We start from the raw sequence: 21223 nt of genomic DNA, 5'->3' as shown, positions 1-21223 counted from the left end.
GGGCCGCTGAGCCGGGGCGCCCCCGCCGATTCCCGATTCCCCATTCCCGATTCCCGCCTGCCGTAATGGACAACGCGCTGACGCTGACCAACGACATGAAGCTCGTCCTCGGGCTGGTCGGCTTCACGATGGCGATGTTCCTGTTCGAACGCATCCGCGCCGACCTGGTCGCGCTGGTGGTGCTGGTGGTGCTGGGCATCACCGGCCTGATCGCGCCGGAGGAGATCTTCGGTGGCTTCTCCGGCAACGCGGTGATGAGCATCATCGCCACGATGATCCTGGGCGCGGGGCTGGACCGCACCGGCGCACTGAACCGCCTGGCGTCGTGGCTGCTGCGGCGCGGCCACGGCATCGAGCAGCGGCTGCTGTTGATGACCACGGCCATCGCCAGCCTCAATTCGTCCTTCATGCAGAACCCGTCGGTGATGGCGCTGTTCATGCCGGTGGCCTCGCGGCTGTCCTCGCGCACCGGGCTGTCGCTGCAGCGGCTGCTGCTGCCCATCGCGGCCGCCATCGTCATGGGCGGCGCCTTCACCATGGTCGGCAACTCGCCGCTGATCCTGCTCAACGACCTGCTGGTTTCGGCCAACAACAACCTGCCCTCCGGCATGGCCACGCTGGAACCGCTGCGCATGTTCGCGCCCGCGCCCATCGGCGTGCTGCTGGTCGCCGCCTCGCTGCTGTACTTCCGCTACTACGGCGACAGGAAGCTCAAGGACGAAACCGAAACCAGCGTGACCCCCGCACGCACCGAAAGCTACTTCGCCAACACCTACGGCATCGAAGGCGACGTGTTCGAGCTGATCGTCACCGCGGAGAGCCCGCTGGTGGGGATGTCGCTGGGCGAGGCCGAGGCACTGCACGACGCGCCGCTGATGCTGGCGCTGCAGACCGGCAACGACACGCGCCTGGCCCCGCCGGCCGACATGCGCATCTGGGTGGGCAGCGTGCTGGGCGTGATGGGCGCGCGTCAGGAGGTGGGCGATTTCGCGCAGAACCACTTCCTGCGCATGTCCTCGCGGCTGCGCCACTTCGGCGACCTGTTCAACCCCAGCCGCGCCGGCATTTCCGAGGCGGTGGTACCGCCCACCTCGAAGTTCATCGGCAAGACCGCGCGCGAGCTGCGCCTGCGCAAGCAGAACGGTATCAGCCTGCTGGCGATCAACCGCGACAAGAAGGTCATCCGCGACAACGTGCGCGAAGAGAAGCTGCGCGCCGGCGACATGCTGGTGTTCCACAGCATCTGGCAGGACCTGGGCCAGGCCGCGGAGAGCCGCGACTTCGTGGTGGTGACCGACTACCCGAAGGGCGAGCAGCGACCGCACAAGTTCAAGATCGCCATGGCCATCTTCGCCATCACCATCATCATCGCGCTGACGTCCAAGCTGCCGGTGGCCCTGACCCTGATGACCGGCGTGGCCGGCATGCTGCTGACCGGCGTGCTGCGCATGGACGAGGCCTACGGCGCGATCAACTGGAAGACGGTGTTCCTGATGGCCGGCCTGATCCCGCTGGGCTGGGCGATGGACAGCAGCGGTGCGGCGGCGTGGGTGGCCGGACACACGGTGGAGCGCTTGCCAGAAGGCATTCCGGTGTGGGCGCTGGAAATCGCGGTCGCACTGCTGACCACCGCGTTCTCGCTGGTCATCAGCCACGTGGGCGCGACCATCGTGATGGTGCCGATGGCGATCAACCTGGCGCTGGCCGCGGGCGGCAACCCCACCGCGTTCGCGCTGATCGTGGCGCTGTCGGCGTCCAACAACCTGATGACGGCATCGAATCCCGTGATCTCCATGGTGGTCGGCCCGGCCAACTACACCTCGCGCCAGCTGTGGCGCGTGGGCGGGCCGCTGTCGCTGATCTACACGATGGTCGTCGTGCTCGCGGTCAATGTGCTGTTCTGGTGGAACGGTCGCGCCGGATGACGGCCCCATCGCTGGCACTCACGTTGCTGCCGGGGCGCTACGCCGTCGCGCAGCTGCCGGCCGGCGCCGCCCTGCCCGCCTGGTGGCCCACCGGCGGCATGCGCCACGCGAGCTGGGCCGACGACGAACTCTCGCTCGTCTGCGAAGAGCAGCATGTTCCCGAGGACGTACGCTGCCAGCGCGGCTGGCGCATGTTCAAGCTGCAAGGTCCCTTCGATTTCGCGCTGACCGGCATCCTCAAGGCCGTGCTTGATCCGCTGGCTGCCGGGGGCGTAGGCATCTTCGCGCTGTCGACCTACGACACCGACTATGTGCTGGTGCAGGCGCACCAGCTGGAGCAAGCGGTGTCCGCGCTGCTGGGGGCGGGTCATCACCTTCGCCCCTGACTCTTCCATGCGCGTCAACGACGCTGCAGGAGGATTCGCATCAGCACCGCACCGAAATGCAGCCATATCGCCGCGAACACGCCTAGCTGCGTGGGAAGCCCGCACTGCGCCGCTTCGAACTTGCGGAAATAGCGCCACAACCCGCGGTGTTTGTGCCATTCCACGAACACGGGACGCGCACGGCTGGACACCCCGCGGATATGCAGCACGCGGATGTCGTTGGCGACCGCGACCACCGCCCCGGCCTGGCGGGCGCGACGGCACAGGTCCATGTCCTCGGCGTGCAGCCGATAGCCTTCATCCAGGCCGTCCAGGCGATCGAACAGCGGGCGGGACAGCAGCATCAGCGCGCCGGATACGGCGTCCACCGGCTGCAGCATCTGCGCGTCGTCCGGCGGCACGCCGAGTTTCGACGCGCAACCGGGTGCGCGCAGCATCTGGGCGAAGACCGGGTCGCGACGACGTGCGGCGGTGTCGCGCACGCCCGCTTCGTCGACCAGGTCGACGCCCAGCAGGACCTCGCCGGCGAAACCCGTCGCATGCGCGCGCAGCCGCGACAGCGTGTCGGCTTCCACCATCAGGTCGGGATTGACGAAGGCCAGCCACGGCGCATGCGAATCGCGCGCGCCCTGGTTGCACCCGACCGCGAAACCCGGATTGTCGGGATTGGCGATGAAACGTACGCGGCCGTCGTGCAGTGCATGCCGCTGCACGATGGCCAGGGTGGCATCGGTGGAGGCATTGTCGACCACGCGGATCTGGTCAACGCCGTGCGCCAGGCGCAGGCGCATCAGGCAATCGTCGATGGTGTCCGCGCTCTCGTGGGTCACCACCACCACGGCGACGGCATCCGCCTCAACCGAAGAGGTCACGCTGGCGCTCCGGCGATCCGATATCGGCATACAGGGCGGCGAGACGCTCGCGCGGTCCGCGCAGCGGGTCGTCCATCAGGAAGGTCGCCAACCGCGGCGTGAAGGTCGGCCAGCGCGCGTTCAAGGCATCCATGTCGCCATCGGCCGGCCCACCCTCGCCGCCGCGGGCGACGAACGCGGTCTCGCACAGCACGTTGCGCCAGCCCAGGCCGGACAGCCGCAGGGACAGGTCCACCAGGGCCGCGTACCACGAGGCGTAGCTGGCCGTGTCCAGCCCACCGACGCGCTTGCGGGCACTGCCGCGCAACGCGACGGCATGCGCGACCGCGGCGGGCAGTTCCGGGTGCAGGGGCGGCATCGCCGCGCAGGCCTGCGCGGTGCGTTCGACGTCGTCCGGCGGCGGACTCACCTCGCCCAGCCGCGGCCAGGCCGCGGTCTCGCCGGCGTTGCACCAGGGCGTGGCGGTGGCGATGGCGGCATCGCGGGCCAGGCAGGCGGCCAGCTGCTGCAGCCAGCCGGGCAGCGGCTGCGCATCGGGCGACAGCACCACCACATCGGCGTCGCCGCAGGCGGCGAGCATCTGGTCCATGTGCGCCACTTCGCCCAGCATGCGCGGGCGCCTCGTGTAGTCGGCCTGCAGGGAGGTGCGTGTCAGCCAGCGCTCGATGATGGCCAGCGCGCGCGGACCGGCCTGCGCATCGTCGGCCAGCCACAGCCGCGTACCTGCGGGCGTGCCGGCATCCAGCGCACCCAGGCAGGCATCGAGCGCATCGTCGTCGGTGCCGATCGGCAGCAGGACGATGGGCAGGGACGATGCGGGCGGCGGCGTCACTTGGAACGCGGCGTGTTCAGCGGCTCAAGCGCACGGAAGCGCTTGCCGTACTCGTCGGTCAGGTCGTTGGCTTCCTGCGGGTTGCTGACGATGGTCGGCGTCAGCAGCACGATGACCTCGCTGCGCTCGGTGCCGGTGGTCTTCTTGCCGAACAGGCCGCCGATGATCGGCAGGCGGCTCAGGCCCGGGATGCCGGAGGAGCCCTGGGTCGCCGTATCGCTGATCAGGCCGGCCAGCATCACCGTGTTGCCGGCCTGCACGGCGCCCTCGGTCTTGAAGCGGCGCGTGTTGATGCGCACGTTGCCGTTGGCGTCCGGCTCGCTGCCCGGCGAACTGACTTCCTGCACGATGTCCAGGAAGACCATGCCGTCCTTGGTCACGCGCGGGCGCACCTTCAGGATCACGCCCGTGTCCAGGTACTGCACCTGGCTGTAGGTGTTGTCGGTGCCCAGGCCTGGGTTGACGGTGACCGACGAGATCGGGATGCGGCTACCGACGTTGAGCGTGGCCTCGGCGTTGTTGCGCACGAAGATGGACGGCGTCTGCAGCAGGCGCACGTCGGAGACTTCGTCCAGCGCGGTGATGACGGCCGCTGCGTCGTTCTTGACCAGCGTCCAGACAGCCCCTGCGCCGCTCACGCCACCGATGCTGCCGGCGAGCGTGCTCCACTTGCTGGGCCCACCCGCGCCGGGCGCGGCGAAAGGCCCCAGGCCGTTGTCGGTCATCGCGCGTTCCAGGTACCAGTTCACGCCGTAGCTCAGGTCGCCGGTCAGCGACACTTCCGCGATCTGCGCCTCGATGTGGACCTGCAGTGGCATCACGTCGAGCTTTTCGACCACTTCCCGGATCGACTGCCACGCGCTGGCACTGGAACGCACCAGCAGCGTGTTGGTTTCCTCGACCGCCGCCACGCCCACGCGTGCGCCATCAACCTCCAGCGTCACCGCGCCGTTGCCGCTGTCGCGCTGGTTGAGCGAGAGCGAGCCGCCGCCGAGTCCGCCGCCCGAACCGCCGCTGCCGCTGCCACCGAAATCGACCGAACCCCCGGTGCCGTTCATGCCGCCATCGTTGATCTGCACGGGCTCAGTGCCGGGCATCAGCGACACGTTGCCCGCGCCGCCGGTGGAACGGGCATCGCCGGAGGCGCCGCCACCCGAGGCGCCGAAGACTTCGGCCAGGCGCTGGGCGAGTTCACGCGCCTTGATGTACTTCAGCTCGTAGGAGAACAGGCGGCTACCTTCGCCCGCGCCGTCGATGCGCTCCAGCCATTGCTGGATCTGGTCCAGGTAGGCGGGCTGCGGCGTGATCACCAGCACCGCATTCGCGCCTTCCAGCGGCATGAAGCGGAACATGCCGGCGCTGGGCGTCTTGCTGTCGTTGCCGAACACCTTTTCCAGGTCGGCCACTACGCGCGTGGCGCGGCCGGACTGCAGCGGGAACACGCCCACCGACATGCCCGACAGCCAGTCCACGTCGAAGATCTCGACGGTGCGCAGATAGTTTTCCAGCTCGCTGCGCGTGCCGGCCAGGGTGATGACGTTGCGCGTGCCATCGACGTTGACGATGGCGTTCGGCCGCGCGTACGGCTCCAGCACCTTCTTCATCTCGCTGGCCGAAATGAAGCGCAGCGGCACCACGCGCACTTCGTAGCCGCGCGCAGTCGAGGCCGGGCCGGTACGCGGCGCCACGCTGCCGGCCAGGGCCTGGTCGGCAGAGATGATGTTGTAGCGGCCGCCGCTGTAGACCAGGCGCGCGTTGTTCCAGCCCAGCACCATCTCCAGCAGGTTCAGCGCCTCGGCCGGCGACACCGGCTTGGGCGTGCCCAGCGTCACCGTGCCCTGCACGCCCGGCGCGATCACGTAGTTCTGCCCCAGCATGTCGCCGAGGATGGCCTTGACCACGGCGTGCACGGACTCGCCTTCGAAATTGAAGGTAGCCGAACCGCTGCTGGCCCCGCCCAGCGAGGGCAGCGGCGCGCTGGCCGCACTGCGGTTGATCATCTGCCCGTTGCCGCGGCGGATCTGCGCCTGCGGACCGGTGACGGGCGCCTCATCCTCCTTCATGGCCGCGGTCTGCGCCGCGCCCGGCACGACCTCGCCCGTCGCCGCGGGCGCGGTCCGGCGCACGTCGGGCACGGGGGTGCTGGCGCAGCCGGCCAGCAGGCCCAGGCAGAGGGAAAACAGGATCACGCGTAACGTCATGCCGGCACTCTACTGTGTCTTGCCGGGCGTTGCCGGCGGCGGGGTGGGTTGCGCCTGCTGCTGCCGCAGCTGCGCGCGGCGCTGCTCGATGCGCTGGCGGATGGCTTCCATCTGCTGGTCGGTGGTGGTCGCCGGAGCGGCAGGCGCCTCCGTCGCGGAGGCGGGCGCCACCGCGTCCGCCGTGGCGGCCGGAGGAGGTGCCGGGACCGGGGCCGGTCCTGCGGGGACCGCGACCGGCGCACTGTTGCCGCCGGTCGGGCGTGCACCCGGCATGGGGGCGGCGGCCGGCGGCACGGTTCCGGTCCCGGTGATCACGGTGGGCGGCTGTCCGCCGGCCCCGTCGAACACCCGCAGTTCGAGTTCGCGACGCCCTTCCGGCCCGTCGAAGACGGCCCGGCGCGGCGCCAGTTCGGTCAGTCGCCAGCCCGGGAAGCCGGCCGGCGATTCGCCCAGCTTCACCCGCAGGCCTTCGCCGCCCTGCGCCGGCTGCACGATGGCCAGCTCCAGGCGTGGCGTGATCAGGACGCTGCTCAGCACCAGGTCGAAGGCCGGCGCGGCCGCTTCCTCGCCCGACAGGAAGAACGGCTTGGGACGCCGGTCTTCCGAGAACAAGGGCCGTTCGCCCACCATCGCGTACTGCGGCAACGGACCCAGCCGTTCCGGCGGCGCCGCGGGCAGTCGCGGCAGGGGCTGCACCAGGTCCGGGTCGGCGGGCAGCGGCGTGATCCGCCCGCCGAGCCCGAACATCGCCAGCACGGCGACCAGCAACGACCACCCCGCGACCACCGCGAGGATCCAGGTGCGGGCGTTCCAGGCGTCACGGCGCACGTGCAGGCTCCCGTGGCGCGGCCGGCGACGGCTTGAGGTACCCGTACAGGTCGAAGTTCACGTCCAGGCCACCGGCCCCGGTTTCGCTGGCCTGGAAGGCGTAGCGCTGCGCCAGGATGTTGAGGTTCTCCACGAACAGGCGCGGACTGCCGGATTCGATCTGGTGCAGCACCGAGGCCAGTTCCGGCGCTCCGCACCGCAGGCGCACCTGCACCACCACGCGCGGATAGACCTCGCGGCCGGTGAGGGCCAGCGGCGACTGGTTGGCGATGGCGCAGCTGCGATTGCCCGGACTGGCCTGCTTGACGATGGCTTCCAGCCGCTGGACCAGGCCGGCGGTGGCCAGCTCGACCGTCGCTTCCGGCAGGAAACCGGGACGCTGCGCCTGCTGTTCCAGCGCCGCGGCCAGTTCGCGCTGCACCTGCGGCGCCTGCTGCAGCTGGGTACGGATGCGCAGTTCGCGTTCGCGCAGTTCCGCCACGCGACGGCCGGTCTCCTGCATGGGCACGGTCCACCACGGGTGCACCAAAAGCAGGTATCCCAGCAACAGGGCGCCCAGCAGCAGGGCCAGCGCCAGCCAGCGGTCGCGGTCAGTGATGGCCGGCGGCATCGGCGCCTCCCGTGGCGGCGGGCGCGGACGGATCCTGCTTGCCCAGCAGTTCGGCGGTCAGGGTGAAGCGGTCCATGCGCGTACGCGGGTCCGGCTGCAGGGCACCGCTCAGCGCGGGATTGCGCCACAGTGGAGACCCCTGCAGGCGCGCGACCAGCCCCGACGCCTCGGGGCTGAAGCCGATCAGCGTCAGGCGATCGCCTTCGATCGCCAGCTTCTCGAGATAGGTGGTGTCGGGCAGCCGGCGGGTGATCTCATCCATCACTTCCAGCGCCGTCGGGCGCCGGGCGCTGGTCTGGTTCAGGGTGGTGGTGCCGGCGACCAGGTCGACCAGTTGCTGGCGTTGCGCGGCGACCCGGCGCGCGGCGTCGGCGTTGGCCTCGACCTGCGCGGCGAATGCCTCGGCCCCGGTCTGCCGGTTGTCGAGCACCCGCCACGCCGCCAACACCAGCGCACACAGGGCGATGCCCGCGAACACCAGGTGCAGACGGCGCTGGGGCGCCTGGCGCGTCGCGCGCGCCTCTTCCGGCAGCAGGTTGACCCCCAGCGGCAGGCCGGCGGCATCCTCGACATCGGCGCCGGCCAGGTCGCTGGCCAGCGCACCCAGTCCGGACAGGCCGGCGGCAAAGGTCGCCTTCGGCACGGCAACCAGTTCCACCTCCAGCTGCCCGTCCTCGCGCACGCCCAGCACCCGCGCATCGAAGCACGCCTCATGGGCGGCGAACGGCGTCTGCCGGTCGATCTCGAAACGAACGACATCGCGCAGCCGATCAGCCGCGGCGGACGGCAGTAGCAGCCTGCGCCGCAGCACTTTGTCGGCGGGCATCAGCCACCAGCGGGGCAGATCCGCCAGGCGGGTGCCCAGCAGTGCGCGCAGTTCGCCCGGCGTCACCGTGGCAGGCAACCGCGCCAGTGCATGCCGGTGCGCGGCCTGCTGCCAGGCCATGGCCACCTCGTCTTCGTGGCGCTGGAAGAGCAGGCGGTCGCCGGTCAGGCCCAGCAGCACGCGCCAGCGTGCCGGCAGCCAGGTCGCCAGTGCCTGTCCCCACCAGACCAGGAAGCCGCCGGGCCCCGTGCCAAGTCGGGCGCGGAACCGCTGCAAGGTGTCGCGTACGCCGCTCATTGTGGTGACGCGCCCTCCTCCCAGCGCAACAAGGTGTAGGCCGAACCCGGTACCGGGCTGGCCCCCGCGCGCACCACCGTCCGCAACGACGTCTCGCGGCCATCGGCCAGCCGCGCACGGCTCTCGATACTATACGTGCCGCTGCCGGTGCCGACGAGTTGCAGGGCGCCCGCGGCGCCGGCCGCTTCGCGCTGCGCCAGCCACGCCGTGGCATCCATGCCCATCGCCACCAGCACCGGCCCCTGCGCATAGGTGGCATCGGGTTGCCCGCGTCCCGAGTACAGGGTGAGGAACGGTTCCAGCCGCGCGTACAGATCGGGCGTCATGCCCAGCACCTGTTCCAGCTCGGCGATGGTCTCGAAAGGCGCGTCCTTCGCGCCGTAAGGGCGGCCGGCCGCCGCATAGTCGCCGTCTTCCGCGCCGCCGACCGGCTGGCTGAGGTCGTCGGCATCGCGCCAGTCCACGATGGCCGCCGCCAGCGCGTCGCCGGCATCGGGTGGCTCGCCCAATGCCTGCATCAGTCGGGACAGCAGCGGCACGTCAGCCTGGTTCAGGTCGACCTTGCCGGTCTCGTCAATGATGCGGACCTGCACGTCGTGCCCCTCGAACCGCCACGCGTAAGCGCGGCCGTTCGGTTGCCAGTGCGTTTCCGGATTGCGGTCCGCCACCCGCACCAGCGCGTACTCCATGCCAGCCCGCGCGATCTCCTGCGCCATCGCACCGCGGCTTCCCACCCGGCCCTGCAGGGCCTCGATACGTGCCGTCAGCGCGTACGCGCCCACCAGCGCGGTGAGCAGGGCCACCAGCCACAGCACCAGCAACAGCGCGGCACCGCGCATGCCGGTCATGGCAGCACCGGGGCGTTGCCGCCGGACAGCGCGCCGCCACCGGCGCCGCCCTCACTGCGTGCCAGCGTCACCACCAGGTCGGGCCAGCGCCCACCCCGGACGGCTTCCACTTCCATCTTCACCTGCAACGGCAGCATCTCCGAGGTCTCCCACCGGTCCTGCCACGGCCCCAGGCGGTTGTCCGCATCCAATCCGCGGTAGTGGAAGCGCACCACGCGCAGACCATCAGCCAGCCGCTCGGCGCGCAGGCCACGCGCCGCCAGGTCCACGTCCTCCAGCGACGCCTCCGGCTGCGCCACCGCGAAGGCGACCCGCAGCTGGCCCGTCTCGTCGGCGACCACGTCATGCAGGTAGGGGCCGCCGTAACCCAGATAGTCGGGCAGGTCGGCCACGAAACGCATGCGCTGCGGCGACCCCAGGAAGCGCGCCTGCCGCAGCGTGCCGCGATCGGTCGCGAACACGATCGGCTGCGCCGAGGCCAGCCGTGCGCGCAGATAGCCATGCACGGCGCGCATGCGCTCGCTGGCCTGGGCCATGTCCTCTCCGCGGGTGACCACCGCGGTGGACGAGCGCAGCGTGGCGAAGGCCAGCGCCAGCCCGGCCGCCAGCAGGACCAGCGCCAGCAGCACTTCGATCAGGGTGAAGCCCTGGGCGCGGCGCGATGTCATGGCGATGCCGCCTGGTTGATGTCGCGCGGCGCCAGGCGCAGCGTGCGCCACTGCAGCGCCTGTCCGCGGCCGTCGCCCCAGCGCACCTGCAGGCGCACGTCGAGCAGCTGCGGCGCGCCCGGGTCGCGCTGCGCACGCGCCGCCAGCGGATCGGCGAACGGCACCACGTCCAGTTGCCAGCGGTAGCGGTCGCGTTCGAAACCGCCCTCCTGCCGCCCCGGCTGCAAGGCTTCGCCCGCACCCAGCTGCGCCAGCAGCGACTGCGCATGCAGGGTGGCGCGGCTGGCATCAGCGGAATCGCGCACCTGCCGCGTCGCCCCCGACAGCGAGCCCAGCAGCAGGGTCAGGGCCAGCGCCAGCAGCGCGAACGCCACGATGACCTCCAGCAGGGTGAACCCCTGCTGCCGCGCGGACGACGGCGTATTCATGGCGCACGCACCTCGTCGCGCAGCAGGCGCACCTCGCCGGTCAGCCAGCCGACGTCCACGCTCCATGCCGCGCGCCCGCTCGCCAGCGTGACCCGGCCTCCGGTCGAGCCGCCGTCCGGGAAGAACAGGATGGCCCCCTCGCCCGCACGCGCCTGCGCTTCCCGCGCGCCGGTGAAGCGCACCGCCAGCGATGCATCGATGGCACCGCGGCGGTCGCCGGCAGCTTCCCACTGGTGCGCGCGCGGATCGATGCGGAAGCGCTGCGCCTGCCCGGTGGCGATGGCACGCGCCCGCGTATACCGCAGCTGCGCGGCGATCTCCTTGGACTCGGACCGCAGGCGCATGCCTTCCATGCCGCCGGTGAAGACCATCGCCGCCAGCACCGCGGCGGCAGCCATCAGGGCCACCACCAGCAGGGTTTCGAGCAGGGTGAACCCGTCCTGCGGGGCACCCGCACGCCGCCCGCCGGGCGCGTGGGCATGCGAGAGCGCGCTGCGGCAGGCCACGACGGTGGGCGCCGGCGCTTACTCGTTCCGCAGGTCCGCGTCGACGCTGTCGCCGCCGGCCTTCCCGTCCGCGCCCAGGCTGATCAGGTCGAACCGCTGCGATTCGCCGGGGATGCGGTACTCGATAGGATTCTTCCAGGGGTCCAGCAGTTCGCTTTCCTTCGCATACGGCCCCAGCCAGCCGGCCACGTTGCCGGGCTGCGTCACCAGGTCGGACAGCTGCGCGGGATAGCTGCCGGTGTCCAGCTGGTAGGTCTCGATCTTGCCGGACAGCGTCTGCAGCTGCGACTGCGCCAGCTTCACCTTGCCGCTGTCCGCACCGCCCATCACGCGGCTGCCCACCAGCACCAGGATGCCGCCGATCAGCACCAGCACGATGATGATCTCCAGCAGGCTGAAACCCTGCTGCGAGCGCGGCGAGCGGAATGCGGTCTGCGGGCGCGGATGGGACATGGTGCGGTTTCTCCGGAATTCAGTTGATGGCGCCGGTCAGATCGTACAGCGGGACCAGCACGGCGATGATGACCACGCCCACCACCGCCGCCAGGACCAGCGTGATGGCGGGGACCAGGGCGGCCAGCATACGGTCCAGCACCTGAGCGGTTTCCTGCTCGAAGGTCTCGGCCGTCTTCAGCAGCATGCCGTCCAGCGCGCCCGACTCCTCGCCCACCTGGATCATCTGCAGGGCCAGCCGCGGGAAACGCTTGCCCTTGCCCAGCGACGCCGACAGGCCGTGACCGTTCTTGACGTCGTCGGCGGCGGCATCGACATCGGCGGCCAGCGCGCGGTTGCCCAGCACGTTGCGGGCGATGCCCAGCGCGGTCAGCAGCGGCACGCCGTTCTTCAGCAGCGTGCCCAGCGTGCGCGCGAGCCGGGCGGTCTCCAGCCGCGCCAGCAACGGCCCGGCCAGCGGCCGTTCCAGCAGCCAGGCGTCCAGGCGCGCGCGGAACGCCGGGTCGCGGCGGCGCCGGTCGAACCACAGCACCGCCAGCGCGGGCACGGTGATCAGCACGAACCAGAAATCGCGGACGAAGGCGCCCAGCCACAACACCCCGCGCGTGAACCACGGCAGCGTGACGTCCAGGCTTTCGTACATCACCGCGAACTGCGGCACCACGTATCCCAGCAGGAACAGCAGCGCCAGCCCCACCACCACCAGCAGGATCGCCGGATACACCAGCGCATTCACCACGCGTCCCTTCAGCGCGCGGCTGCGCTCCAGGTAGTCGCCCAGCCGCTGCAGCGTGTCGTGCAGGCTGCCGCCGGCTTCGCCGGCACGCACCATGTTGATGTACAGCCGCGAGAACAGGCCATGCTGGCGGTCGAGCGCCGCCGACAGCGGCGCGCCGCCGCGCACGGCATCGCGGATGTCGGCGATCACGCGACGCGCCTTCTCGTCCTCGGGCAGGTCCAGCAGGATGCCCAGCGCGCGGTCCAACGGCTGGCCCGCGCCCAGCAGCGTGGCCAGCTGCTGGGTGAACTGCACCAGGCGGTCGCCGCCGAACGCATGGGGACGCCACAACTGCGTCCAGCTGCGACCGGCACCGGCCACCGCAGGCACCGCTTCCACCGGCAGGTGTCCCTGCTCCTGCAGCCGTGTCACGACATCGGCGTCGCTGGCGGCCTCCATCTGGCCTTCCAGCATCTCGCCATGCGCGTTGAGGGCCTTGTAACGATAGAGCGGCATGCCGGTGGGAACGGGGAGAATGCGCCAACTTACCGCATTCGCCGGGGCATCGTCATGCGCGCACCCTGCAGGCGCCTCGGCCCGGGCATTCCGGGACCGAGGAGCCGCACGCCCGCTCAGGGCGCGGTGTAGCTGCCGCGCACGCTGACGTTGGCGAACTTCGTCTTGCCGACCAGCGACACGTAGTACGTGCCCGCCTGCGGACTGGCGATGTTGACCATCTCGTTGTTGCCGGGACGCGCCGAACGCAGATCGTAGTTCGATGCGGTGGCCGGACTTCCGAACTTCACGTACACATCGGCATTGCCGCTGCCGCCGTAGCTGATGAACGAGAGTTGGGTGGCCCCGGCCGGTACGACCAGCGCGTACTGCACCACCGCGTCCTTGGCACCGGTGTTGCCGCCCACCGCGACATTGTTGGTCAGGACGGTCGCCGCAGGCGGCTCGCCGCCGCCGATGACGGCCTGGACCGCCGCGGCCGCATTGACGATGCCCGCGCCGATGGGACGGTTCGCCGGCGGCGCTACCGGGAACGGTCGCGCGGTGGACTTCAGCGTGGCCAGTACCTGCGCCGGCGTGAGCGGCGTCTCCGCCACGCTCTGCATCAACGCGACCACCGCCGCGACGTGCGGGGCCGACATCGACGTACCGCCCATGCCGAAGTAGGTCTCGGTGGTGGGAACGGTGGTGCCCGCATTGCCCGTGGACCACACGTAGCCGCCCGGGTTGCCGTCCACGCTGCCGCCACCGCCGGGCGCGGAGATGTCGACGCGCGTGCCGTAGTTCGAATACGAGGCGATGCCGCCGGTGATGCGCGTGGCGCCCACGGTGATGACGCCGGCGCAGTTGCCCGGCGAATAGCCGCTGACGTTGCCGGCGTCGTTGCCCGCCGCCACCACGACGGTGCTGCCGTTGGCGATGGCGATGTTGAAGGCGTTCTGCTCCACCGCGCTGCACGCGCCGGAACCGCCCAGGCTGAGGTTGATGACTTCCGCAGGGTTGGCGTTGGCCGGAACGCCCGCGACCGTACCGCCCGAGGCCCAGATCACGGCATCGGAGATGTCGGACGTGTAGCCGCCACAACGACCCAGCACGCGCGCCGGCACGACCTTCGCATCGAACGCGCCTCCGGCCATGCCCTTGGCGTTGTTGGTCACTTCCGCCACGGTGCCCGCCACATGGGTGCCATGCCAGCTGCTGTCCTGCACCGGCGAGCCCGCGTAGCATTCGCCCGCCACCGGATTCCAGTCGCCCTCGTCGCGCGGATCGGCATCGCGCAGGTCGCCATCGCGGGACACGAAGGTGTCGCTGATGAAGTCGTAGCCGGGCAGGATGTTCGCATCCAGGTCGCTGTGCGCGGTGATGCCCGTGTCCAGCACCGCGACCACGACGCCCGCGCCGGTCGCACTGTCCCAGGCCGTCGGCAGGTTGATGCCACCGACCGGATCCTTGAAGTGCCATTGATACTGGTTGTAGTAGGTGTCGTTGGGCACCAGGCGCGCGTAACGGCGCGCGTCCACTTCGACGAATTCGACATCGGGATCCGTCGCCAGCTGGCGCAGCAGGCTTTCGGCCTCCACGCGATCCAGCTTGCGCGAGGTCTTCACCAGCTCCGCGCCGATGCCGAGGCGGCGCAGCTTCGCGGCGCTCACCGGCTTGCCGTTCGCCGGACCCAGCGCGGCACGCGAGACAGCCCCGACCAACGAACGCTGCAGCGTTGCACTGCTGGTGCGCGCCGTGCTGCCGTCGCGGTACTTCACGATGAAACGGTCGTAGGTCTCGCCGTCGCGCAGACCGGCGGTACTGACATCGCCCGCCGAGGCGGAGCCTGCGACGGCGCCCAGCGCGAACATTGCGGCGAGTGCAGCAACCAAGGGACGGCGATGCGAATTGCGGAAAGAAGAATAGGGATTCACTTGACCTGCTCCATGTCTACAAGGATGAACGAACTGGGTAACCCGTTTACCAACTGCTTACTCAACGACTTGCGACTTCCCTTTCAAGCGGATCGTGCAGGTACCCCTGTTTACCTGCCACGACACTCTTCACGCGATGAACACACGCCATTAACGCCTTGTTTTCAGCGTTTTTCGTCGCGTTGCATCGAACGTAGCAAATCTCTCGCAAATTGCACAACGCACGGGTAGTGTTCGATGACACGGAGTGGTTTTTGCATCATCTCGGGCCAAGGGGATGGGGAATGCGGGAAGTGTTTTCCTTCGCGGTATCGCGCATGGCGGTTCCGCTTGCACGTCTTTTCTGCAGCATCGTGATGCTGCGTCTTTCGCATGCACTGCTGCGCGCCCCTGCGTCGCATTCCGCGCCACGCTTCCTGCTCCGATTTCCCGATTCCATTGCTCCGTGCGCGCCGGCCATGCGTCTTCCCTGTCGCATGCCGCGCAGTCCGTTTCGCTGACGCAGTCCGCCTCGCATCTCCGTGCCGCCAGGCCCGGAGGCTGTCGTATTCCCCCGAAAACACAGAAAGAAGGACGTGATCCATGAACAGGATTTACAGCAAGGTGTGGAACCCTTCCCTTGGCATGCTGGTGGTGGCCTCGGAGCTCGCGCGACGCGCGCACGGCGTGATGTCGTCCGGTGCGCGCGTGCGTGCACGCCTGGGCGTGACGCTGCTGGCCTCGGCCCTGCTCGCGGGCATTCCCTTCGGCGTGGCATTCGCGCACGACAAGCAGAAGGGCCCGCCGCAGAACGACAAGCCGCAGATCGGAACGGGACCTGCCTACTGCGTGGATGCGCGTGGCAATCCGATCAAGGACGGTCGGCCGGGCGAGAACGCGGTGGCCTGCGGCGATGATGTCGATGCCTCCGGCCGGCATGCGGTGGCGGTGGGCTACAAGAGCATCGCCAGCAAGGCCGGCGCCACCGCCGTCGGCGGTTACGCGGAAGCCAAGGGCGTGAATGCGACCGCCGTGGGTTACGACAGCAGCGCGACCGCGCAGGGCGCGACGGCACTGGGCAGCCAGAGCACCGCCACGGGAGCGAACGCCACGGCCGTGGGCACGCAGGCCAACGCGACCGGCGCAGGCGCGAGTGCGGTGGGCACGGGAAGCAGCGCGACCGGCGCATACGCCGGCGCCTTCGGCAGTGCGTCCACGGCGACGGGCACCCAGTCGCTGGCGGCAGGCCACACCAGCACGGCGACCGGCATTGCCACGGTGGCGGTCGGCGGGTTCGCGAATGCCTCGGGCAGCTTCGACACGGCCGTCGGCTACGGTGCAGACGCCAGCGGTGGCGACAGCACGGCACTGGGCTCCGGCTCGCTCGCGACCGGCTACAACAGTGTCGCGGTCGGCGGATCGCTGCTGGGCCTGCTGCCGACCGAGGCATCCGGCGACTTCTCGACCGCAGTCGGCGGTGGCGCATGGGCGCCGGGCACGAATGCGACCGCCATCGGCAACCTGGCTTCGGCGACCGCCGACAACAGCGTCGCGCTCGGCGGCGATTCCGTTGCCGACCGCGAGGACAGCGTGTCGGTCGGCAGCGCCGGCGGCGAGCGCCAGATCACCAACGTCGCCGCCGGTACCGAAGGCACCGACGCGGTGAACCTGGATCAGTTGAACGCGGTCGCCGAAGCCTCGGAAAACGCCACGCGCTACTTCAAGGCGAACGGTGCGAACGACGGCACCGATGACGCCACCGCCACCGGCGACTACGCCACCGCCTCCGGCTCGGCCGCGCTGGCCGAGGGCGTCGGCGCGACCGCGACCGGCTCCGGCGCCTTTGCGTTGGCGAACAGTGCGACGGCGACCGGCTTCAGCGCCACGGCCACCGGCGAGAACAGTGTTGCCAATGGCGCCGGTGCGCAAGCGACGGGTGCTGGTTCGATTGCGGTTGGCGGGCAGCGCCAGCTGTTCGACGAGAACGGTGACCCGGTGCTCGATGAGGACGGCAACCCGGTCTATGCCAGCACCGAAGCCACAGCGGGCGATGCCACCGCCCTCGGCGCAGGCGCCGTTGCCAGCGAGGTCGGCGCGACAGCCGCGGGCGCAGGCGCGAATGCGTCGGGTGCGTACGCATCCGCGCTAGGTACGGAAGCCACCGCGTCCGGCACGCAGGCCACGGCCGTCGGCTTCCGCAGCGGCGCATCGGATGACGCCGCCACCGCCGTCGGCGGCTACAGCAGTGCCTCCGACTTCGGCGCCTCCGCGTTCGGCTACGGCGCCGAAGCCAGTGGCAACAGCGCCACGGCACTGGGCTTCGGAGCGGTGGCGAGCAACTTCGATTCCACTGCCCTGGGTTCCAACGCCATCGCCAGCGGCGACAACAGCGTGGCGGTCGGCGGCGCGTTCTTCGGCTTCATCCCGACCGAGGCCTCCGGCGACTACTCGGTCGCGGTCGGTGGTGGTGCCTACACGCCGGGCTTCAATTCGGTGGCGCTGGGCAATCTGGCCACGGCCGAAGCCGACAACAGCGTGGCCGTCGGCGGCGACTCGGTCGCCGATCGCGAAGACACCGTGTCCGTCGGCAGCGCCGGCAGCGAACGCCAGATCACCAACGTCGCGGCCGGCACCGAAGGCACCGATGCGGTGAACGTGGACCAGTTGAATGCGGTGGCCGAAGCCTCGGAGAACGCCACGCGCTACTTCAAGGCCAATGGGGCCGACGATGGCGCGGACGACGCCACGGCCACCGGCGACTACGCGACGGCGTCCGGTTCGGCCGCCTTGGCCGAAGGTATCGGCGCGACCGCGACCGGCTCCGCTGCCTTCGCATTGGGCGACGGCGCGACCGCCACCGGCTTCTCCGCGACCGCTACCGGCAGCAACAGCGTCGCCACCGGCAGCAGCGCAGAGGCCAGCGGCGATTCCAGCATCGCCATCGGCGGGCAGGTGGACGCCTTCGATGCCGACGGCAATCCGATCACCGTCAACACCGTCGCTTCGGGCCTCGGGGCCACGGCCGTGGGTTCCGGCAGCCTGGCGTCGGGGCTGGGCAGTGCGTCGTTCGGCGTACTCAGCGAAGCCAGCGGGGAAGCGAGTTCCGCGTTCGGCTATGGCAGCACGGCGACGGGATCGTATGCGTCCAGCTTCGGCCATGCCAGCGGGGCCACCGGCGACTACAGCGTCGCCGTCGGCGGCCCGGCGGACCTGATCCCTGGCTTCGGCCTGCTGGTCTACACGCAGGCCAGCGGCTTCAGCGCGGCGGCCTTCGGCAGCGGCGCCATTGCGGCGGGCGACTACAGTCTGGCGGCCGGCAGCCTGGCCGAAGCGTCGGGTCTGGAAAGCACGGCGGCCGGCTTCTTCTCCTACGCGCCGGGCGACTACGCCACCGCACTGGGTGCGGAATCCTGGGCCAGTGGCGACAACAGCACCGCGGTCGGCTTCTACAGCACGGCCCTGGGCGACAACAGCGTGGCGCTGGGCGCCAACTCGACCGCGGACCGCGACAACACCGTCTCGGTCGGCGATGTGGGCAGCGAACGCCAGATCACCAACGTCGCGGCCGGGACCGAAGGCACCGATGCGGTGAACCTGGATCAGTTGAACGCGGTGGCCGAAGCCTCGGAAAACGCCACGCGCTACTTCAAGGCGAACGGCGCGAACGACGGCACCGATGACGCCACCGCGAATGGCGACCACGCCACTGCCTCCGGCTCCGCCGCGCTGGCGGAGGGCGTGGGTGCGACGGCGACCGGTTCCGGTGCGTTCGCGATCGCCGAAGGCGCCACCGCGACCGGCTTCAACGCCACCGCCACCGGCCGCAACAGCGTGGCCAACGGTGCCGGCGCGCAGGCCACCGGTGCAGGCGCGATCGCGCTGGGCGGCCAGCGCCAGCTGTTCGACGAGAACGGCGATCCCGTGCTCGATGAGGACGGCAATCCCGTCTATGCCAGCACCGAAGCCACGGCGGACGATGCCACGGCCGTGGGCGCGGGCGCCGTCGCGGGCGAAGTCGGCGCGAGCGCCGTGGGTGCTGGTGCGAATGCGTCCGGTCCCTACGCCACCGCCCTGGGCACCGAAGCCTCGGCAGCGGAAACGCAGTCCACGGCGGTCGGCTTCCGTAGCAGTGCGGGCGGACTGGCCTCGACCACGGTCGGTGGCTATAGCAGCGCGGGCGGGGATTTCGCCTCGGCGTTCGGCTACGGTGCCGATGCAGGCGGCAGCGGCGCGACGGCGGTCGGCGAAGGGGCCGCCGCCGGCGGCGATGAAAGCACCGCCGTGGGCGGCACCACCTTCTTCGGCCTCATCAACACACGTGCCAGCGGCACCGGCAGCTCGGCCTTCGGCAACGGGGCCTGGGCCACCGGCGAGTACAGCACTGCGCTCGGCCACAACAGCTACGCGGATGGCGAAGAGAGCGTGGCCGTGGGCGTGAACGCCGTGGCGGGGGCGCCGAACAGCGTCGCGATCGGCGCCAACTCGTGGAACGACCGCGACAACACCGTCTCGGTGGGTGACGTGGGTGCCGAACGCCAGATCACCAACGTGGCCGCAGGCACCGAAGGCACGGATGCCGTGAACCTCGACCAGTTGAACGCGCTGGCCGAAGCGTCGGAAAACGCCACCCGCTACTTCAAGGCGAACGGTGCCGGCGACGGCAGCGACGACGCCACCGCGACCGGCGACTACGCGACCGCCTCCGGCGCGGCGGCCCTGGCGGAGGGCGTCGGTGCGACAGCGACGGGATCCGGTGCCTTCGCGATCGCCAACGGCGCGACGGCCACCGGCTTCAACGCCACCGCGACCGGCGAGAACAGTGTCGCCAGCGGCGCAGGCGCGCAGGCGACCGGCGCGGGTGCCGTCGCGCTCGGCGGGCAGCGCCCGCTGTTCGACGAGAACGGCGACCCGCTGCTCGATGAAGACGGCAATCCGGTCTACGCCGGCACGGAGGCGACGGCCGACGACGCCACCGCGATAGGGGCAGGGGCCGTCGCCAGCGACAGCGGCGCGACCGCCACCGGCGCGGGGGCCTCCGCGTCCGGCGCCTATGCCACCGCCAACGGCACGGAGAGTTCGGCGTCGGGATTGCAGGCGACGGCGGCCGGTTTCCGCAGCGATGCATCGGGCGATGGATCGGCGGCGATCGGCAGCTACAGCAGCGCATCCGCCTTCGCCGCCTCGGCGTTCGGTTACGGTGCGGAAGCGTCGCAGGAAAGCGCGACCGCGCTGGGCTTCGGTGCCGTCGCGAGCAACTACGACAGCACCGCGCTGGGTTCGAACGCCATCGCCAGCGGCGACAACAGCGTGGCGGTCGGCGGCGCGTTCTTCGGCTTCCTTCCGACCGAGGCGTCCGGCGACTACTCGGTCGCCGTGGGCGGTGGCGCCTACTCGCAGGGCGTCAACGCGGTGGCGGTGGGCAACCTGGCCAGCGCCGAAGCCGACAACAGCGTGGCGATCGGTGGCGATTCCGTCGCGGACCGCGAAGACACCGTCTCCGTCGGCAGCGTCGGCAGCGAGCGCCAGGTCACCAACGTCGCGGCCGGCACCCAGGCCACCGACGCGGTGAACCTGTCGCAACTGAGCTTCGTGGCCAGTGCGCTCGGCGGCGGCGCGGGATTCTCCGGCGGCGTGTTCATCGCACCCAGCTATACGATCCAGGGAACTTCGTACAACAACGTCGGCGCGGCCTTCACCGCTGTCGACGCCAAGCTCAACGAGCTGTATGGCATGTACAGCGGATCGAGCAGCGGCGCCACGGCGTCCGCCAGTGCTGCACCGCCCACGCAGGCCAGCCAGGGTCAGGTCGCGGGCGAGACGGCGTCCGCGCCTGGCACCGGCGCTGCCGCTGCGACGCCGACACGCGGGACGGCGACGACGACGGATGCTGCCAGCAGCGGCGCCGTGGCCAGCGGCCAGCCTGCGGTCGCGGCACCGACCGACGCCACCGCGGCAGCGGACGTGCCGGCCGCGGCCGCATCCTACGCCGATGCGGGCGACGCCAACACGCTCAGCAGCGCACAGTCCTACACCGACCAGTCCTCGGCGAGCACCCTGGCCAGCGCGAAGGCCTACGCGGACTTCCAGGTCAAGGCGCTGGAGGACGACTTCAACGCCTTCCGGGGCGACGTCAACCGCCGGTTCTCGGAGCAGGACCGCCGACTGGACAGGATGGGCGCCATGAGTTCGGCGATGTTGAACATGGCCATCAACGCCGCCGGCAGCCGCAGCCCACGCGGACGGGTCGCCGTGGGTGCCGGCTGGCAGAACGGCGAGAACGCGCTGTCGGTGGGTTATTCCAAGCCGATCGGCGACCGCGCGTCCTTCAGCATCGGTGGCGCGTTCAGCGGCGACGAGAAGTCGGCCGGCGTGGGCTTCGGTATCGACCTGTAAACCACGGTCGCGCAAAGAAGA

Annotated in this window: 16 protein-coding genes; 3 read left to right on the top strand and 13 right to left on the bottom strand. The window is 70.5% G+C overall.

Going from position 1 to position 21223, the window contains the following annotated elements; genetic code table 11:
* Window positions 1–65 precede the first annotated feature (65 nt).
* Window positions 66–1925, top strand: a complete 1860-nt coding sequence (locus tag IAE60_RS07225) for an SLC13 family permease (protein WP_185895234.1) — start codon at window positions 66–68, stop codon at window positions 1923–1925.
* Entirely contained in the window at window positions 1922–2311 is a 390-nt protein-coding gene (locus IAE60_RS07220; RefSeq protein ID WP_187574365.1) for an ACT domain-containing protein, read from the top strand. Before IAE60_RS07225 ends, IAE60_RS07220 begins: the two co-directional genes overlap by 4 nt.
* A gap of 14 nt (window positions 2312–2325) precedes the next feature.
* On the opposite strand, the gene IAE60_RS07215 is transcribed toward IAE60_RS07220, so the two are convergent.
* From IAE60_RS07215 to IAE60_RS07155, 13 genes are all read right to left on the bottom strand, one after another.
* Window positions 2326–3183 carry a glycosyltransferase family 2 protein gene (locus IAE60_RS07215; RefSeq protein WP_244966677.1) on the bottom strand — a complete coding sequence of 286 codons (858 nt, stop codon included), beginning with the start codon at window positions 3181–3183 and terminating at the stop codon, window positions 2326–2328.
* Window positions 3167–4015, bottom strand: a complete 849-nt coding sequence (locus IAE60_RS07210; protein WP_187574363.1) for a glycosyltransferase family 2 protein — start codon at window positions 4013–4015, stop codon at window positions 3167–3169. The genes IAE60_RS07215 and IAE60_RS07210 overlap by 17 nt, the downstream gene beginning before the upstream one ends.
* Window positions 4012–6216 carry a type II secretion system secretin GspD gene (gene gspD, locus IAE60_RS07205; protein WP_187574362.1) on the bottom strand — a complete coding sequence of 735 codons (2205 nt, stop codon included), beginning with the start codon at window positions 6214–6216 and terminating at the stop codon, window positions 4012–4014. Before gspD ends, IAE60_RS07210 begins: the two co-directional genes overlap by 4 nt.
* Before the next feature lie 9 nt (window positions 6217–6225).
* Window positions 6226–7044 carry a general secretion pathway protein GspN gene (locus IAE60_RS07200; protein ID WP_187574361.1) on the bottom strand — a complete coding sequence of 273 codons (819 nt, stop codon included), beginning with the start codon at window positions 7042–7044 and terminating at the stop codon, window positions 6226–6228.
* A complete protein-coding gene (gene gspM, locus IAE60_RS07195; protein ID WP_162109017.1) occupies window positions 7034–7654 on the bottom strand; it encodes a type II secretion system protein GspM in 621 nt (206 codons plus the stop codon). Before gspM ends, IAE60_RS07200 begins: the two co-directional genes overlap by 11 nt.
* Window positions 7635–8777: a PilN domain-containing protein gene (locus tag IAE60_RS07190; RefSeq protein WP_187574360.1), complete on the bottom strand. Its 1143-nt coding sequence runs from the start codon at window positions 8775–8777 to the stop codon at window positions 7635–7637. Before IAE60_RS07190 ends, gspM begins: the two co-directional genes overlap by 20 nt.
* Window positions 8774–9625, bottom strand: a complete 852-nt coding sequence (locus tag IAE60_RS07185; protein ID WP_187574359.1) for a type II secretion system minor pseudopilin — start codon at window positions 9623–9625, stop codon at window positions 8774–8776. The genes IAE60_RS07190 and IAE60_RS07185 overlap by 4 nt, the downstream gene beginning before the upstream one ends.
* On the bottom strand, window positions 9622–10293 hold the full coding sequence (locus IAE60_RS07180) for a prepilin-type N-terminal cleavage/methylation domain-containing protein (protein ID WP_162109020.1): 672 nt from the start codon (window positions 10291–10293) through the stop codon (window positions 9622–9624). The genes IAE60_RS07185 and IAE60_RS07180 overlap by 4 nt, the downstream gene beginning before the upstream one ends.
* Window positions 10290–10721: a type II secretion system protein XpsI gene (gene xpsI, locus IAE60_RS07175; protein ID WP_187574358.1), complete on the bottom strand. Its 432-nt coding sequence runs from the start codon at window positions 10719–10721 to the stop codon at window positions 10290–10292. The genes IAE60_RS07180 and xpsI overlap by 4 nt, the downstream gene beginning before the upstream one ends.
* Window positions 10718–11227, bottom strand: coding sequence for a type II secretion system protein XpsH (gene xpsH / locus IAE60_RS07170; protein ID WP_312769882.1), 510 nt, complete (start codon window positions 11225–11227; stop codon window positions 10718–10720). Before xpsH ends, xpsI begins: the two co-directional genes overlap by 4 nt.
* Window positions 11228–11245: 18 nt before the next feature.
* Window positions 11246–11680 carry a type II secretion system major pseudopilin GspG gene (gene gspG, locus IAE60_RS07165; protein ID WP_162109023.1) on the bottom strand — a complete coding sequence of 145 codons (435 nt, stop codon included), beginning with the start codon at window positions 11678–11680 and terminating at the stop codon, window positions 11246–11248.
* A gap of 19 nt (window positions 11681–11699) precedes the next feature.
* A complete protein-coding gene (gene xpsF, locus IAE60_RS07160; protein ID WP_187574357.1) occupies window positions 11700–12914 on the bottom strand; it encodes a type II secretion system protein XpsF in 1215 nt (404 codons plus the stop codon).
* A 116-nt stretch (window positions 12915–13030) separates the two neighbouring features.
* Entirely contained in the window at window positions 13031–14767 is a 1737-nt protein-coding gene (locus IAE60_RS07155) for a S8 family peptidase (RefSeq protein ID WP_187574693.1), read from the bottom strand.
* A gap of 645 nt (window positions 14768–15412) precedes the next feature.
* On the opposite strand from IAE60_RS07155, the gene IAE60_RS18920 reads away from it, so the two are divergent.
* Window positions 15413–21202 carry an ESPR-type extended signal peptide-containing protein gene (locus IAE60_RS18920; protein WP_187574356.1) on the top strand — a complete coding sequence of 1930 codons (5790 nt, stop codon included), beginning with the start codon at window positions 15413–15415 and terminating at the stop codon, window positions 21200–21202.
* Window positions 21203–21223 lie beyond the last annotated feature (21 nt).

This window comes from Pseudoxanthomonas mexicana (assembly GCF_014397415.1).
Lineage (GTDB): Bacteria > Pseudomonadota > Gammaproteobacteria > Xanthomonadales > Xanthomonadaceae > Pseudoxanthomonas_A > Pseudoxanthomonas_A mexicana.
This window is presented reverse-complemented; position numbering and strand designations above follow the sequence as displayed.